Origin of the sequence: Nonomuraea pusilla, from assembly GCF_900109355.1 — a bacterium.
Classification (GTDB): domain Bacteria; phylum Actinomycetota; class Actinomycetes; order Streptosporangiales; family Streptosporangiaceae; genus Nonomuraea; species Nonomuraea pusilla.
The window spans coordinates 281,683-297,938 of sequence record NZ_FOBF01000004.1 but is presented as its reverse complement, the minus strand read 5'-3'; the positions used below and the strand labels follow the sequence as shown (position 1 = coordinate 297,938).

Genomic DNA, 16,256 nt, shown 5'->3' with positions numbered 1-16,256 from the left:
GGACGCCGCCTGGTTCAGGACGGCCCGGTTCAGGACGGCCCGGTTCAGAGCAGCCTCTCAGGACGGGCCTTGAGGGGGCGGGCATCCGGGGACCACCATCAGGACCGGGCCTTCAGGGAACGGCTTTCGGAGAACCCCGGGGGACGACCTTCGCAGGAGGGCCTTCAGGGGACGGTGGTCCGGGTCAGGACGTCAGAGGGTGGCGGCGGCGCGCAGGGCTTCGACGGCCCCGACGCGGTCCGCCGCGCCGTACACCGCGCTGCCCGCCACGAACACGTCCGCGCCGGCCTCCGCGCAGCGGACGATCGTGTCCTCCGCCACTCCCCCGTCGACCTGCAGCCACACCTCGCCGCCGTGCCGCTCGATGATCGCCCGCGTCCTGCGGATCTTCGGCAGGACGACGTCGAGGAACTTCTGCCCGCCGAACCCCGGCTCGACCGTCATCAGCAGCAGCATGTCGACCTCGCCGATGAGGTCCTCGTACGGCTCGACCGGCGTCGCCGGGTTCAGCGCCAGCCCCGCCCTGGCCCCCGCCGCGCGGATCTGCCGCAGCGTGCGCACCGGCGCCTTGGCCGCCTCGGCGTGGATCGTCACGTTGCCCGCCCCCGCCTCGGCGTACTGCGGCGCCCACCGGTCGGGGTCCTCGATCATGAGGTGGCAGTCGAGGGGCGTCGAGGTCGCCTTCAGCAGCGCCTCGACCACCGGCAGCCCGAGGGTCAGGTTGGGGACGAAGTGGTTGTCCATGACGTCCACGTGCAGCCAGTCGGCGTTCGGCACCGCTGCGGCCTCGTCGGCGAGGCGGGCGAAGTCGGCGGAGAGGATGCTGGGCGAGATCTGTACGGCCATGATGCCCGAGTCTATTGAACGCCCCGCCCGAGCCCCGCACCGGTCACGTCCTGCCGCCCGGCGCGGGCCTCCCACCGGCGCGCGCCTCCGCTGGGACGGCCCTGCCGGGGCCGCCGGCCGCCTTCAGGCCCGCTTGCGCAGAAGGGCCAGGAACATGGCGTCGGTGCCGTGCCGGTGCGGCCAGAACTGGGCGTGCGGCCCGTCGCCGAGCCCGCCGACCTCCGGCAGGTGGGCGCGCGCGTCGAGCTGCTCCACGTCGTGCCTGCGGCCGAGGACGTCGCCCACGACGACCCGGGTCTCGGCCAGGTGCGGCGAGCAGGTGACGTACGCCACGACACCGCCGGGGCGCACCGCGTCGAGCGCGGTGCCGAGCAGGCGGCGCTGCAGCTTGCCCAGCTCGGCGATGCTCGACGGGTCGCGCCGCCAGCGCGCCTCGGGCCGCCGCCGCAGCGCCCCCAGCCCGGTGCAGGGGGCGTCGAGCATGACCCGGTCGAACACGCCGGGACGCCACGCGGGAGCCGTGCCGTCGGCCGTGACCACGAAGGCGTCGGCGGTGGTCTGCCGCACCAGCCGCGCCCGGTGATGCTGCACGTCGGCCGCCAGCAGCCGCGCCCCGCCTGGGAACCCCTCGGGGCCGGACTGGTCGCCGTGCGCGGCGATCGCGTCGAGCAGGCCCGCCTTGCCGCCGGGCCCCGCGCACATGTCGAGCCACAGCTCGCCGCCGCCGCTCCCGGTGAGCGGCACGCGGGTCAGCGCGAGCGCCACGAGCTGGCTCGCTTCGTCCTGGACGGCGGCGCGGGTCTCCGACACCGCCGGGATCTGGCCGGGGTCGCCCTCCTGCAGGTACGCCGCGTACGGCGAGAAGCGGCCGGGCGTCGCCCCCGCCGCCTCCAGCTCCTTGACGGTGCTGCGGCCGGGACGGGCCACCAGCGTGACGAGCGGCCTGGCGTTGTCGGCGTCGAGCAGGTCGGGCATCTCGTCGCCGCCGCCGAGGGCGTCACGGAAGGCGGACACGATCCAGCGCGGATGGCTGTGGGCGACGGCCAGGTGGCCGACGGGGTCGGCCGACGGGTCGGGGGCGACGATCTCCACCCACTCCTCCAGCGTCCTGGAGGCGATCTTGCGCAGCACGGCGTTGACGAACTTGGCCGCGCCCGCGCCGACGCGCAACCGCACCAGATCGACCGTGGTGCCGACGGCGGCGTGCGGCGGGACGCGCATCTTGAGCAGCTGGTGCGCGCCGAGCCGCAGCGCGTCGCCCACGTCGGGGTCGGGCGCGCGGTCGCTGCAGGCGTCGATGATCGCGTCGTACGTGCCCAGCCCGCGCAGCGTGCCGTAGGCCAGCTCGGTCGCGAGCGCCGCGTCGCGGCCCCTGATGCCGCGCTCGCGCAGCAGCCGCGGCAGCAGCAGGTTCGCGTACGCGTCGCGCTCGTCGACGGCGCGCATGAGGTCGAAGGCCGCGTTGCGTGCCTGGTCGCGGGCCGGCCTGCGCGGCCTGCCCGAGCCGCCGCCCCTGCCTCCGGGCCCCCGGTCCCCCCTCGTCTTCATCGCCTCCGGCTTTCCCTCACGATCGCGGCGCGGCGGGCGCGCCGACGGGCGACGGTCCCGCTACGTCCTGTAGCCATGCTGTCGATGCTAGCGGCAGGCACGCCGCCCGCCGCCTCGGTCACTGGAAGAAGGTCACTGGAAGAACTCGTCGCCTTCCGGCCGGACCCCGCGCGCCCACTCGACCGCGCCCATGAGGCGCTTGCCCTGCGGCTGCACCTCGCCCAGCTCGACCGGGTCGGTGGCGGTGCCGACGAGCACCGCCTTCTTGGTGGCCGCGACCTGGCCGGGGGCCAGGCGGGCGGCCCCGGCGGCGACGCGCGCCGGGCCGAGCTTCACCCGCTGGCCGCGGAACTCGCTCCACGCCCCCGGGTTGGGGGTGCAGGCGCGGATCAGCCGGTCGACGTGCATCGCCGGTTTGGACCAGTGGACCCGGGCGTCGGTCACGTTGATCTTGGGGGCGATGGTCACGCCGTCGGACGGCTGCGGCCGGGCCTCCAGCGTGCCGTCCTCGACGCCGTCGAGCGTGGCGGCGAGCAGGCCCGCGCCTGACACCGCCAGGCGCTCCAGCAGGGTGCCGCTCGTGTCGGAGTCGCGGACCTGCTCGGTGACGACGCCGAAGACCGGGCCCGCGTCGAGCTCCTTGACGATGCGGAACGTGGTGGCCCCGGTGATCTCGTCGCCGTGCAGGATGGCGTGCTGCACCGGCGCGGCGCCCCGCCAGGCCGGCAGGACCGAGAAGTGCAGGTTGATCCAGCCGTGCTTGGGGACGTCGAGGGCGGCCTGCGGCAGCAGCGCGCCGTAGGCGACGACGGGGCAGCAGTCGGGCGCGATCTCGCGCAGCCGGTCGAGGAAGGCGGTGTCGCCGGCCTTGGCGGGACGCAGCACCTCGATGCCCGCCTCCTCGGCGAGCGCGGCCACCGGCGAAGGGTGGACCTTGCGCCCACGGCCCGACTCGGCGTCGGGCCTGGTGACGACGGCCACGACCTCGTGACGCGGGGAGTCGATCAGGGTGCGCAGCGACGGCAGGGCCGTCTCGGGTGTGCCCGCGAAGACCAGCCGCATCGTCAGAGCGCCCTTCCGCCGGTGGGGTGCGGCGAGGCCTTGACCACGGGGGCGGACAGGCCGCTCCACTCGGCCTCGCGGATGGCGCGCATCGCGAGCTTGCGCTGCTTGGCGTCCATCCTGTCGATGAACAGGACGCCGTCGAGGTGGTCGGTCTCGTGCTGGAAGCAGCGCGCCATCAGGTCGGTGCCCTCCAGCGTCACCGGCTCGCCGTGCATGTTGAAGCCCTTGGCCACGGCGCGGACGGCGCGCGGCGTCGGGAACGACAGCCCGGGGAAGGACAGGCAGCCCTCCTCGCCCTCCTCGTCGAGCTCGGACGACAGGTCGAGGTCGGGGTTGATGAGGTGGCCGAGCTGGTCGTCGACGTAGTAGGTGAACACCCGCAGGCCGACGCCGATCTGCGGCGCGGCCAGGCCCGCCCCCGGCGCGTCGATCATCGTGTCGGTGAGGTCCTTGACCAGCTTGCGGAGCTCCTTGTCGAAGTCGACGACCGGGGCCGCCGGGGTGCGCAGCACCGGGTCTCCGAACAGCCGGATCGACTGGATCGCCAAGGGGTCACTCCGTTTCTCAAAGGTGGATCACCCCAGTTTAGTGTGCTCCAGCGACCGGGCCTTCATCGCCGCCTTGCGGGCCGCCTTGACGACGGCCTGGTCGTCGTGGGCGGCGGCCAGCATGTCGAGCACCGCGACGGTGTCGGGGTGGCCCACGGCGGGCATCTCGGCCATGAGCCTGACGAGCTCCTCGCCCGGCTCCGGGGTGTCGAGGCGGCCCGCGGCCGGGCCCGACATGTGCATGAGGGCCGCCAGGCTGTCGACGGCGATCCAGGTGTGGTCGTCGGCGCTGAGCGCCGGGGCCTCGAGGTCGCGGATGTGCAGCCAGGACGCGGCGTACCTGCGCGTGAGCGGGTGCTCCAGCGCCTCGCGCATCGGCGCCTCGGCCTCCGGCCCCAGCTCCTCCAGCACCGCGCCGACCGCGCCGCGCTGCCCCGCCGTGCCGGCGGCGGCGATCGCGACGAGCTCGCGGGCGGCGTCCTCGGGGGCGCGGCGCTCCAGCCAGCCGGCGACGGCGCTCTGCGTGGCCGTGCCCTTCACCAGGGCGTCGACCAGCTCCGCCGCCGACAGGTCGGCGAAGACCCGCACCTCGTCAGTGGTGGGCGCGTCGTGGCCCTCGCGCAGCAGGTCGCGGCGGATCGCCCAGACCCCGAGCGGGGTGAGCGCCGTGCGGCCCGCAGGCGTCTGCTCGACCAGCCCGCAGTACGCCAGCAGCGCCAGCGCCTCGAGGAGCTGCGCGGGCAGCGCGGCGGCCAGCCTGCGCAGCTCGGCCTTGGCGGGGGCGCAGGCCACCTCGTGCGACTGCAGGATGCCGCGCGCCAGGTTGGCGGTGGCGACGCCGGACCGCACCGAGTAGATGGTGGCCAGCATCTCGGCCAGGTGGCCGTCGATCACGGCCGAACCGGTCAGGCCCTCGTCGGCCCGGTCGAGGACGTCCATGACGACGCCGTCCCAGAACTCCAGCGTGGCCTCGGGGGTCAGCTGCAGCGACAGCGGCCCGCGCTGCGCCCGGCCGCGCGCGATGCGCAGCAGGCCGGTGTTGACGGCGACCACCCACAGCAGCCGCATCCTGGACGGTTCGAGGCCCAGCTCGCCCGCCGCGGCGGCGGCGTCGGCCTCGGTCAGCGTGCCGTCGGGGGCCACGCGGCGCTCGCCCGTCCAGGCCGTGAGCCTGATGGCGTCGGCGACGAGCGGCACCGAGGACACGGCCCGCGCCAGCTCCGCGTCGGGGGCCAGCTCGACCGGCGGGAAGGTGAGGGCCTCGCGATCGGCGGCGGCCTCCTCCGGCGGCCGCGGCGGCACGACGGCCTGCTCATCGATCAGCTTGCGCAGCTCGGCGAGGTCGAAGACGTTGTTGGCCACCAAGGAAACTTACTGCACAGCAGTCACAGCGGCGTACTCATCGGCGAGTCATCTGATGGCTCGCGAGCGCGCCTTGAACGCGGCCTTGCGGGCGGCCTTGGCCACCGTACCGTCGGGGATGGAGCGTCCGAGCAGCTCCAGCACCTCGACCACGTCCGGGTGGTCCACCCGCCACATCTCCTCGATCATGTGGGCGGGCGGCCCCGACGCCGCCATGTTCTCCGCGAACACCTCGGGGTCCTCCTCGGCCGCCGGCATGGCGAGCGCGAGCATGTCGACGCTCACCCACAGCAGCTCCTCCTGCGTGAGCGGCGGCGCGGGCAGCCTGCGGGCGGCCAGCCAGTGGATGACGTGCGGTCGCAGCTCGGCGTCGTCGAGGTACGCGCGTACCTCGGCCTCGGCCTCCGGGCCGAGCCTGTCGACGATCGTGATCGCGATGCCCCGGGCCACGGCGGGCGCGCCCGACGCGGCGGCCAGCAGCTCCCCGGCGGCGGCCCACGGCTCCCTGCGGCTCAGCCAGCGCTCGATGTCCTGCTCCGCCGCCTCGGTCGGCACGCCGTCGAGCAGGCCCTCGATGAGCCCGAGCGCGTCGGCCTCGGCCAGGTCGGGGGCCTGCGGGGCGTCGAGGCCCAGCGACAGGTAGTGCTCGCGCAGCCCCCACACCGCGAGCGGCGTGAGCTCGGCCGCGTCCTCGGCGGCGTCGCCGGTCACGCGCACCAGGCCGCACCAGGCCAGCCGGTCGAGCACCGCTCCCGCGTCGATCTCGCCCTCGTCGGCCAGCTCCTCGATGTAGTCGGCGACCATGCCGACCGGCACCCTGGCGCGCATCCTGTAGAGCATGTCGAGCAGGTCGTACAGGCCCTCGTCGAGCTCGGGGTGGCCGGTGACCTCGCCGCCCGTGTCGCGCTCCACGAGGTGCGCGAGCGTCGCCGCCCAGCGGGCCAGCGGGTCGTCAGGGGGGTCGTCGAGGCGGGGCCCCGCGCCCTCCCCCAGCATCGGGACGTCCTCCAGCGCCGCGGCCAGCTCCTCCGGCGACGCCAGCCGCACCGCCGGGAGCGGCGTGCAGGCCGGGCAGTCGCACGGCGCCTCCCCCAGCTCCGCCATCTCGGCCGGGGGCGTCTCGCCCGAGGGGATGACGATCGACTGCTCCAGCGCGTCGGGGCCGATGGAGCTGAACAGGCTCTTGGCCATGCCGAAGTTGGCGGTGTCGGCCAGTGCCTCCGGCATGCGCGGCGCGATGTCGTCGAGGCGTTCGCGCATGGCGGACGCGGCCCGCGCCCCGACCGCGCCCGACTCGCTCAGGTAGTCGACGAGCGTGCGGGCGGCCGCGATGGTCTCGGCCGCGCTCTCCGGCGGCGCGATGACCTTGCGGGGATAGATGGACAGCAGCAGCTCGTCGAAGGTCTCGGGAGTGAAGTCGCCCAGTTGGTGGACGTTCAGATAGTCGCTGGCGTAGTCGCAGAGCAGGCGGACCTCGTCCGCGTCCACCTCGACTCCCCGCGCGCGGCCCCAGGCACGCAGGTCGTCGATGGCCCGGTTCACCCATTCGATCGACACAATGGGCACGCTAACGGCTCACTTACGGATGAGCGAATCGGGGAAACGGTCTAAATCAGGTCGAGAGGGTCTACACACACCCTCACGACATCTGGCGTCTTACGCGCCGCACGCACCCCAGTGGCCCCCTTGAGCGCGGCCGACAGCGCCGCCCCCGCGCTCCGCGGAACGCGGATCATGGCGCGTTCCTGCCCCGCCTCGTCCACCGGCACCGGGCCGAGCACCTGCGCCTCCGGCGGCAGGCGCACCTCGTCGAGCATCTGCCTGACCGCGCTCGCCACGCCCGTCAGCGTCGCCATCCGCACGGCCGGAGGGAAGCCCAGCTCGGCGCGGTCGGCGAGCTCCCGTTCCGCGTGCGTGACCGGGTCCCAGCGCACCAGCGCCTGCACGGCCGGCAGCGCCGCGTCGCCCAGCACCACCAGCTCGCCGGACGGGCGCAGCAGCGCCGCCGCGTTCATCCAGCGGCGCACCGCCTCCTCGCCGGCCCGAAGGTCGGCCCTGCCCAGCAGCGCCCAGCCGTCCAGCAGCACCGCCGCCGCGTACCCGCCCTCGGCCACCGGCTCCGCGCCCGGCGTCGCCACAACCAGCGCCCGCGTGGACGGCACCGTCGCCAGCACGCCGTCGCGCCCCGACGTGCGCACCTGCACCGAGGGGAAGGCCCTGCCCAGCTCCTCCGCGGTGCGCCTGGCCCCGACGACGACCGCCCGCAGCCGGGGGCTGCCGCAGGACGGGCAGCGCCAGGCGGCGTCCACGCGGCCGCACCAGCGGCAGTAGGGGGCGGCGTGCCCGCCGCGCAACGCCAGCGGCCCATGGCACAACGGCCCGCCGCCGGGTCCCGACGGGTCTCCGGTTCCCCGCGGCCCGTCCGTCCCCGGCCAGGCGGGGTCCAGCGGCAGCCGGCTCCCCGCGGGCCCGGCGAGCGCCGCCTCCGGCCGCACGCCCGCGTGCGCCCGGCTCTCCAGGGCCGCCCGGGTCGGCGGGAGGACGCACCGGGCGGGCGTACGGCAGTGATGGCAGGCCAGCGCGGGCAGGTACCCCCGGCGCGGCACCTGCACCAGCACGGGGCCCCGCTCCAGCCCGTGCCGCAGCGCCCGCCAGGCGACGCTGGGCAGCCTGGCCTGACGGGCCGCCTGGTCCCTGGCCAGCTCGGCGTCCTCCCCCGCGGGCCGCACCCTGGGGGCGTACCCCCTGACGGTGGTCCTCGCCGCCGTGATCGGCCTGGCCCAGCCGCTCGCGACGAGCTGCGTCGCCTCCGCCGTGCGGGCGTACCCGCCGACGAGCATGCCCGCGCGCGCCCGGTGGGCGCGCAGCCCCAGCACCTCCCTGGCGTGCGGGTACGGCGCCAGGCGCTCGGCGTGCAGGTCGTCGCCGTCGTCCCAGATCACCGCGAGGCCCAGGTCGGCGACGGGGGCGAACATGGCCGCCCGGGTGCCCACCACGGCGCGCACGGCGCCCCTGAGCACCTTGAGCCACCGCCGGTACCGCTCGGCGGGGCCGAGGTCGGCGGTGAGCGCCACGTGCCTGCCGGGGCCGAGGAGCTCGCCCAGCGCGGCGTCGGCCAGCGCGACGTCCTTGCCGTCGGGGACGACCACCAGCGCGCCCCTGCCGCCGTCCAGGGCCGCCAGCACCGCCTCCGCGACCGGCCGCGCCCACCCCTGGGCGCCCGGCAACGCCGACCACACGGCCCTGGGCGCCCGCCCGGCACGCAGCGCCTCCAGGAACGACGGCCCGGCGGGATACACCGCCCACGCACTCCCTGGAGCGGCGCCGTGCAGCCGGGCCCCACCGTCCGAGACGCCCACCTCGGCGGGCGAGGACGTCTCACGCGGCGAGGACGTCTCATCTCCCGGGGACGGCTCGTGTGACGGCGCATGTCCCGGAGACGGCTCGTGTGACGGCGCATGTCCCGGGGACGGTTGCTCGTCCGGTGGGGCGACCTCCGTGCGGGGCGTGGCGCCGCTGGGGGCCTCCTCCGCCCGCTCCCCGGTCTGGACGGGGTGGCCCGGCGGCGAGGGCGGCTCGGCCTCCGCTCCGGAGTGGCGCGGCGGGGCGGACGGTTCGGCCTCTGCTCCGGGGTGGAGGGGCGTGGACGGCGGCTCGGCCTCCGCTCGGGCGTGGCGGGGCGGGACGGCGAGGCGCAGGACGTCGGTGAGCGTGCCCGCGTACCGGTCGGCCACCACGCGGGCCAGCGCCGCGATCTCGGGCGTCAGGACGCGTTCGGGCGACACCACCCGCTCCAGCGCCGCCAGCCTGCCTTCGTGCTCGCTCCGCTCGACCCGTTCCAGCAGGAACCCGTCGGTCAGCTTCCCGGCGAAGCGCACCCGTACCCGTACCCCCGGCTGGGCGCTCTCGTGGAGCGCGGCGGGCACCAGGTAGTCGAACGGCCGGTCGAGGTGCGGCAGCGGGCTGTCGACGGCCACCCTGGCCACCGGCAGTTCGGGCGCGGCGACGATCGCCCCGGTGGTGTCCTTGGCTGTGTCCTTGGGCGTGTCCTTCGGCGACGCGGGCCGCCGCACGGCGTCGAGCGGCAGGAGGGCGTCGTCGGGTTCGGTCACGCATAACGTCTACCAGACCCCGCACCCCGCGGAGCCCGCCGCGCGACCGAGCGAGGACAGCCAGGACACACCGCCCTGGCAGGCCCGTCACCTGCGAGAACGCCCGTCAGGGCGCGGAAGGGCCAGTGCCTTGGGCCCCGGCTCTCAAGGCGCAGCACGACGCGCCGTGCCGGCGAGGGCACGGTGCGGGACGCCTCTGCCGCGAGGCCACCGGGCGCCTCTGCCGCCAGGCCGCCGGGCGCCTCTGCCGCCAGGCCGCCGGGCGCCTCTGCCGCCAGGCCGCGGGGCGCCGCGCCGGCGGCGGCAGGCGCGGCAGGACGCTCGGGCACGGCAGCATGACGCCGCGCCCCAGGACATGGGGCGCGGCATCAGCCAGGCCGGGCCTCGGCCGGAGACTCAGAGACCGGCGGCGGTCTTCAGCGCCTCGGCGCGGTCGGTCGACTCCCAGGAGAAGCCCTCGCGGCCGAAGTGGCCGTACGCGGCGGTCTCGGAGTAGATCGGGCGCAGCAGGTCGAGGTCGCGGATGATCGCGGCCGGACGCAGGTCGAACACCCGCAGCACGGCGTCCTGGATCTGCTCGACCGGCAGCTTCTCGGTGCCGAAGCACTCCACGAACAGGCCCACCGGCTGCGCCTTGCCGATCGCGTACGCGACCTGCACCTCGCACCGGTCGGCGAGACCGGCGGCCACGACGTTCTTGGCGACCCAGCGCATCGCGTACGCGGCCGAGCGGTCGACCTTGGACGGGTCCTTGCCGGAGAAGGCGCCGCCGCCGTGGCGGGCCATGCCGCCGTAGGTGTCGATGATGATCTTGCGGCCGGTGAGGCCGGCGTCGCCCATCGGGCCGCCGATCTCGAAGCGGCCGGTCGGGTTGACCAGGAGGCGGTAGCCGTCGGTCTGGATCGCCAGGTCGGCGAGGACCGGGTCGACGACGTGCTCCTTGATGTCGGGCGTCAGCATCTCGGCCAGGTCGATCTCGGCCGCGTGCTGGGTGGAGACGACCACGGTGTCGAGGCGGACGGGCGTGTCGCCGTCGTACTCGATCGTCACCTGCGTCTTGCCGTCGGGACGGAGGTAGGGGACGGTGCCGGTCTTGCGCACCTCGGCCAGGCGCTGGGCCAGCCGGTGGGCGAGCGTGATCGGCAGCGGCATCAGCTCGGGGGTCTCGCGGCAGGCGTAGCCGAACATCAGGCCCTGGTCGCCGGCGCCCTGGCGGTCGAGCTCGTCGGCCTCGGAGCCGACGCGGTGCTCGTAGGCGTCGTCGACGCCCTGGGCGATGTCGGGCGACTGCGCGCCGATGGACACCGAAACGCCGCACGAGGCGCCGTCGAAGCCCTTGTGGGAGGCGTCGTAACCGATCTCAAGGATCTTCTCCCTGATGACGCCGGGGATGTCGACGTAGGTCTCGGTCGTCACCTCGCCTGCGACGTGGACCTGGCCGGTGGTGATCAACGTCTCGACGGCGACCCGGCTCTTGGGGTCGTCCTTGAGCATGGCGTCGAGAATCGCGTCACTGATCTGGTCGGCGATCTTGTCCGGGTGGCCTTCGGTGACCGACTCGGAGGTGAACAGGCGACGGGACAACTCAGTGGCTCCTCATGCAGCGGCTGCTGACGGATGGTCGGCCGGGATCCGGAAGGTCGTTTCCCAGGGCCTCGCCGAAGTCTAGCCCCAGGCGGCCTCAGGGTGCGAAACCGTCCGCATCCCGAGTCGGTCAAAGATCGGGAAGAGGATCGGGTGGCAGGGTTTCGGGGGCGAAGACCTCGGCGTCGGCCGCGGAGACGACCGCGGCGTACTCCTCGTCGAACTCGAACACCGTCGAGCCCAGCTCGATCATCGGACCCGGCAGGATGGGACCCAGGCGGGTACGGCGCGGGAACGACGCGTACACCGAGACGGGGCGGTCGCTCCTCAGCGTCCTGGTCGCCAGCACCGCGATCGACGTGCCGGTGACCACCACGAGGAAGTTCCCGGTTCCTGATGGTCCGGCGGCCAGCGCGGGGAAGACGTAGCGGATCTCCCCGCGGTCGCCGAGCAATGTTCTACAACGGTCCCAGACAGCAGAACTCACCGGCATTCCGCCCCCCTTCGCCCCAAGTATCCGCAGGCGTGGCGGGGTGCCGCAACAGCCCATCGGGTAATCCGTCGTGCCATCCAAGACGCCAGAGCAGGCGAGCCTGGAACGAGCCAGGACGTCCCCCTGGAACGGGCCACCTGACCGGGCAGAACCGACCCGACGACCCGCCGGAACGCCCTCCACCCTCCCCGACCGCCGCCGGCTTCGCCGACGCCCCCAAGCACTAAGACGCCGACCGGGGAAAGGCACACTGCTGATCTCTGAAGGCCGGGTTCGATCAGAAGCCGCGGGCGGCTGCGCGGACGCGGGCCCCACCGAAGCCGCACGTCGGCCTAGCGGAAGGGCCGGGCCGCGCCATCAGGGCGGGCCTAGGGGGGCGAGGCGGGAGTGCCTCCTGCCTGGAGAGGCGGGCGGCGTCACCGGGCCAGGCCCTCGGAGGCGGGGCGGGAGTGCTGCCGGGCGGGAGAGGCGGGCGGTTTTACCCGGGGCAGGTCCCCTCGAAGGGGGCGAGGCGGGGTGGTGGTCAGGTGAGGCGGGGGGCGACGAGGTCCCAGACGGCGTCGGCGACGTCCTCCTTGGGCCCCCGCGGCACCTCCACCGGCTCGCCGCCCGCGACCAGCACGGTGGCGGCGTTGTCGGGGGTGCCGAAGGCGAGGTTCTCCCCCACCTGGTTGACGACCAGCAGGTCGCAGCCCTTGCGGGCGAGCTTGGCCTGGCCGTTGGCGAGCACGTCGTGCGTCTCGGCCGCGAACCCGACGATCACGCGCGGACCGCTGCCCTGCGCGAGGACATCCTCCGGCGTGTCGGACGAGGTCAGGGCTCCCGGCGCCGAGCCCGCGACCGCCACAGGCGAAGCAGACCGCGCCATGGGGGCGGCGGCGCGGCGGCGCTCGCCGAGCTCCGCCAGGATGTCAGGGTTCTTGGTGAGACGGATGGGCTCGGGCTCGCCGTCCGTCTTCTTGATCTTGAGGTCCTGCCGCACGGCGGGACGGAAGTCGGCCACGGCGGCGGCCATCACCACCACGTCGGCGTCGGCGCCCGCGGAGAGCACCGCCGCGCGCAACTCCTCGGCGGACTCCACGCGCACCACGGTCGCCCCGGCCGGATCGGGCAGGGCGACGTTCGCGGCCACCAGGGTCACCTGCGCGCCGCGCGCGACCGCGGTGCGGGCCAGGGCGTACCCCTGCAGCCCTGACGACCGGTTGCCGATGTAGCGCACCGGGTCGATGGCCTCGCGGGTGCCGCCCGCCGAGATCACGACGCGGCGCCCGGCCAGGTCGAGGGGGCGCCCGCGCAGCACGCGCAGGCACACCTGGAAGATCTCCGCCGGGTCGGGGAGGCGGCCGGGGCCGGTGTCGGCTCCGGTGAGCCGGCCCACCGCCGGGTCGATCACGACGCTGCCGCGCTCGCGCAGGGTCGCGACGTTCGCGCGGGTGGCGGGGTGCTGCCACATCTCGGTGTGCATCGCGGGGGCGAACACGACCGGGCAGCGGGCCGTCAGCAGCGTGTTGGTGAGAAGGTCGCCGGCCAGGCCGTGCGCGGCCTTGGCCAGCACGTCGGCCGTCGCGGGCGCCACCACGACCAGGTCGGCCCGCTGGCCGATGCGGACGTGGGGCACCTCGTGAACGTCGTCCCACACGTCGGTGGTCACCGGGTTGCCCGACAGGGCGGCCCAGGTGGGCTCGCCCACGAACCGCAGGGCCTCACGGGTGGGGACCACCCGGACCTCGTGACCCGACTCGGTGAACAGCCGCAGCAGCTCGCAGGCCTTGTACGCGGCGATGCCGCCGCTGACGCCCAGGACGACCTTCATCGAAGGGGTCAGACCGCGCCTTCGATGGGCTCGGAGGTGAGCAGACCCTCGGAGACCTCGCGCAGGGCGATGGACAGCGGCTTCTCCTGGGCGTGCGTCTCGACCAGCGGGCCGACGTACTCGAGCAGGCCCTCGCCGAGCTGCGAGTAGTAGGCGTTGATCTGGCGAGCGCGCTTGGCACCCATGATCACCAAAGAGTACTTGCTGTCGACGATGTCGAGCAGCGTGTCGATCGGCGGGTTGGTGATGCCCTCCGCGGCCGGGGTGGTTCCTGCCACGATGTCAGACCTCTCGGTTGATGGATGTCATGACCCCCTGAGGGTCAGTCATCAAGGCTATCAGCCGGAGACACACGTCTTCGACGTCCGTGTTCACCAGGGTGAGGTCGAACTCACGCTCGGCCGCCATCTCGACGCGGCCGGCCGCCAACCGGCGGGCGATGACCTCCTCGGGCTCGGTGCCGCGGCCGCGCAGCCGCTTCTCCAGCTCCTCCCAGCTCGGGGGGGCCAGGAACACCAGCAGCGCCTCCGGCATGCTCCGGCGGACCTGCCTGGCGCCTTCGAGGTCGATCTCCAGCAGGGTGGGCACGCCGGCCGCGAGTTTCCGCAGCACGGGCTCGCGCGGCGTGCCGTACCTGTTTCCTGCGAACTCCGCCCACTCGAGCAGTTCGCCCGACTCCACGAGCCGGTCGAACTCCTCGTTGTCGACGAAGAAGTAGTGGACCCCGTTCACCTCACCGGGCCGGGGCCTCCTGGTGGTCACCGAGACCGACAGCCACACCTCGGGGTGTGCCCGCCGGAGCTCGGCAACGACCGTGGACTTGCCGACGCCCGACGGCCCGGACAGGACCGTCAGCCGCCGTACCTCGGAGGGCAGGAAGCCGACCTGCGCTCCCGATCCGACCGCCTCATCGGCTCTGACATCGCCGGACCAGGACCTGTCGGTCACTTTCCTACCCCCCGTTGAACCTGCGCTTTCGTGTGGAACAGAGACTAGCTCTCGTTACCACCGAACTCGCGCTCGAGGGCTGCCCTCTGGTTCGCGCCGAGACCCCGCACGCGGCGGGACTCGGCGATCGCGAGCCGCTCCATGAGCTGCTTGGCGCGGACCTTGCCCACGCCGGGGAGCGACTCCAACAGTGCCGACACCTTCATCTTGCCGATGACGTCGTCGGTCTGCCCATCCTTGAGCACCTCAGCCAGAGAAACCGCGCCATGCTTGAGCCGGTTCTTGACCTCGGCACGCTCTTTACGGGCCTTTGCAGCCTTCTCCAGGGCTGCGGCGCGCTGCTCGGGGGTCAGAGGAGGAAGAGCCACGCCGGGTCACCTCGAATTTCTGTCGATGTACTCGGACGGCAAGGGAAACTAGCTGGTCATCGCCCCCTAAGCAACGTCAAGAGCGGTTTCTCTCCCCACAAAATCCACTTCATCACTCTCCGTGTTTGTAAAACTACCCACTGCTGATCAAATCGCCCCCACGACCGCCTTCCTCGGACCTCGTGAGACGATGCGGCCGGACGCAACCGCGATCATGGTCGATTCGTTGACTAGTGTCCGAAACCCCTGCCACACCTGGGCCGAAACACGTCCACGCGACGCCCGGGGATGCATTACGATCTTGCCCGAGGGGCATCCCCGCCGGATCCGGCATGCCCGCGCGAAGGGCTGCGCCGACACCGGGACGGCGGCGCGTCCACAGCGCGAGCGCCAGGCGGTCATGTCCCTTGTCAGGGCGTGCCGCCGGGGTGCGCCCGCCTCCCGACCTCCGGGCTTCCGCCCGGGGCCGTCGCGTACGCCTCCACAGGCCGCGCGCTCGCCCCGGACCGGGCCGCCCACCTGCGAGACCACCGCGCCCGGCTCCTGGACCTGGACGTCTCCACGCCGGAGGCGGAGCAGGACCACCACGGCTGCGCCGACACCGGCTCGAAGCGCCGGCGGGACGACGCCCCCAGGGGCATCGGTCGCCGGGGTGACGACGTCGGCACGGCGACAGCGTTCGGCGCGACAGGCGTTCGGCAACTGCCGCGCCCTGATGGGCGTGCGCTCATGGGCACGCGGTGATCCGCATGCGGTGATCGGGTCTCACGATCGGCGCGTGCGGAGGAACGTCGCGATCGAAACCAGCGGTCGGCAGGCGGCCCTCGGCACTTGGCGGCAGAGACCCGGCGGTCGGCACTTGGCGGCAGGAACCCGACGGTCGGCGCTTAGCAGCAGGAACCCGGCGGTCGGCGCGGCGACGGCGGCCCGGCTGAGGGGCCTGCGGGTGCTTCATCCCGCGACGCCCGCCAACCGCGCGGGCTGCCCCACGATGGCGACGGACCGGGCCGGGGGCCCGCGGAGTCGGCCACCTCTGGCCACAGGACCACCTGGGAGCTGGAAGCGCTGGGCGGGCGGACGGGGGGCCTATCTCGGGTAGGACGTTCCTGAGGGCCTACAGGGGCACGGGCCTGCGCAGGACGCACGGGCCTGCCCAGGACGCATGGGCCTGTGCAGGAGGCGGGCCTGCCCAGGACACGCGGGCCTGCCCAGGACACGCGGGCCTGCCCATTACGCGCGGGTCTGCCCAAGTCTCACTGGCCTGCCCGGACGTACGCGCCCCCGAGGTCCACCGGGCGTCCTGAAGGGCGCCCAGAGGTGCCCGCATCCCGAGCCGCCCCCAGATCCCGAGCGGCCTCCTCAGGACCCCCGTGGCCGGTCCGGAGGCGTACCGCCCCTTCTAGGCGTCCGGCCTGTGCTTCTGACGGGCGCCGGGCGGCCCTGGGGTCCCGCGCGGCCCCGCAAGGGCGAGGCCAGGGAGGCGCGTCGCGCCTCCCTGGTCCAGCGGCCCTGTGAGCGCGCCCGGCGGCCCAGCAGGTGCGGGGCCCTCCCGAGGGGCGCCCCCTGGGC

The 16,256-nt window shown here is 74.1% G+C and carries 13 protein-coding genes; all 13 read right to left on the bottom strand.

Annotated elements, in window-relative coordinates:
* Window positions 1-192: 192 nt before the first annotated feature.
* Window positions 193-846 carry a ribulose-phosphate 3-epimerase gene (gene rpe / locus BMX74_RS10395; RefSeq protein WP_055503110.1) on the bottom strand — a complete coding sequence of 218 codons (654 nt, stop codon included), beginning with the start codon at window positions 844-846 and terminating at the stop codon, window positions 193-195.
* Between the two features lie 123 nt (window positions 847-969).
* The gene (locus BMX74_RS10390) at window positions 970-2,394 is read right to left on the bottom strand and encodes an RsmB/NOP family class I SAM-dependent RNA methyltransferase (RefSeq protein ID WP_091099901.1); all 1,425 of its coding nucleotides are present in this window, start codon (window positions 2,392-2,394) and stop codon (window positions 970-972) included.
* A gap of 132 nt (window positions 2,395-2,526) precedes the next feature.
* Window positions 2,527-3,456 carry a methionyl-tRNA formyltransferase gene (gene fmt, locus BMX74_RS10385; RefSeq protein ID WP_055503112.1) on the bottom strand — a complete coding sequence of 310 codons (930 nt, stop codon included), beginning with the start codon at window positions 3,454-3,456 and terminating at the stop codon, window positions 2,527-2,529.
* A gap of 2 nt (window positions 3,457-3,458) precedes the next feature.
* The gene (gene def / locus BMX74_RS10380) at window positions 3,459-4,007 is read right to left on the bottom strand and encodes a peptide deformylase (RefSeq protein WP_055503113.1); all 549 of its coding nucleotides are present in this window, start codon (window positions 4,005-4,007) and stop codon (window positions 3,459-3,461) included.
* A gap of 27 nt (window positions 4,008-4,034) precedes the next feature.
* Entirely contained in the window at window positions 4,035-5,369 is a 1,335-nt protein-coding gene (locus tag BMX74_RS10375; protein WP_091100157.1) for a hypothetical protein, read from the bottom strand.
* Window positions 5,370-5,417: 48 nt separating this feature from the next.
* On the bottom strand, window positions 5,418-6,926 hold the full coding sequence (locus BMX74_RS10370) for a hypothetical protein (protein WP_091099898.1): 1,509 nt from the start codon (window positions 6,924-6,926) through the stop codon (window positions 5,418-5,420).
* A gap of 50 nt (window positions 6,927-6,976) precedes the next feature.
* Window positions 6,977-9,481 carry a primosomal protein N' gene (locus tag BMX74_RS10365; protein ID WP_091099895.1) on the bottom strand — a complete coding sequence of 835 codons (2,505 nt, stop codon included), beginning with the start codon at window positions 9,479-9,481 and terminating at the stop codon, window positions 6,977-6,979.
* 396 nt (window positions 9,482-9,877) lie between these two features.
* Complete coding sequence (metK, locus tag BMX74_RS10360; RefSeq protein ID WP_055503116.1) at window positions 9,878-11,065, bottom strand: methionine adenosyltransferase; 1,188 nt, start codon at window positions 11,063-11,065, stop codon at window positions 9,878-9,880.
* Between the two features lie 130 nt (window positions 11,066-11,195).
* Entirely contained in the window at window positions 11,196-11,519 is a 324-nt protein-coding gene (locus BMX74_RS10355) for a hypothetical protein (RefSeq protein WP_082534864.1), read from the bottom strand.
* Window positions 11,520-12,081: 562 nt separating this feature from the next.
* Window positions 12,082-13,371, bottom strand: a complete 1,290-nt coding sequence (gene coaBC / locus BMX74_RS10350; RefSeq protein ID WP_091099893.1) for a bifunctional phosphopantothenoylcysteine decarboxylase/phosphopantothenate--cysteine ligase CoaBC — start codon at window positions 13,369-13,371, stop codon at window positions 12,082-12,084.
* Window positions 13,372-13,379: 8 nt separating this feature from the next.
* Window positions 13,380-13,649: a DNA-directed RNA polymerase subunit omega gene (rpoZ, locus tag BMX74_RS10345; protein ID WP_055503119.1), complete on the bottom strand. Its 270-nt coding sequence runs from the start codon at window positions 13,647-13,649 to the stop codon at window positions 13,380-13,382.
* Window positions 13,650-13,653: 4 nt separating this feature from the next.
* On the bottom strand, window positions 13,654-14,247 hold the full coding sequence (gmk, locus tag BMX74_RS10340) for a guanylate kinase (protein ID WP_055504045.1): 594 nt from the start codon (window positions 14,245-14,247) through the stop codon (window positions 13,654-13,656).
* Window positions 14,248-14,363: 116 nt separating this feature from the next.
* On the bottom strand, window positions 14,364-14,687 hold the full coding sequence (gene mihF / locus BMX74_RS10335) for an integration host factor, actinobacterial type (protein ID WP_055503120.1): 324 nt from the start codon (window positions 14,685-14,687) through the stop codon (window positions 14,364-14,366).
* Window positions 14,688-16,256: the final 1,569 nt, after the last annotated feature.

Excerpts from the sequence above, each read along its gene's own strand:
- fmt (WP_055503112.1), bottom strand. The coding sequence starts at position 3,456 with ATGCGGCTGGTCTTCGCGGGCACACCCGAGACGGCCCTGCCGTCGCTG.
- coaBC (WP_091099893.1), bottom strand. The coding sequence starts at position 13,371 with ATGAAGGTCGTCCTGGGCGTCAGCGGCGGCATCGCCGCGTACAAGGCC.
- rpe (WP_055503110.1), bottom strand. The coding sequence starts at position 846 with ATGGCCGTACAGATCTCGCCCAGCATCCTCTCCGCCGACTTCGCCCGC.
- BMX74_RS10390 (WP_091099901.1), bottom strand. The coding sequence starts at position 2,394 with ATGAAGACGAGGGGGGACCGGGGGCCCGGAGGCAGGGGCGGCGGCTCG.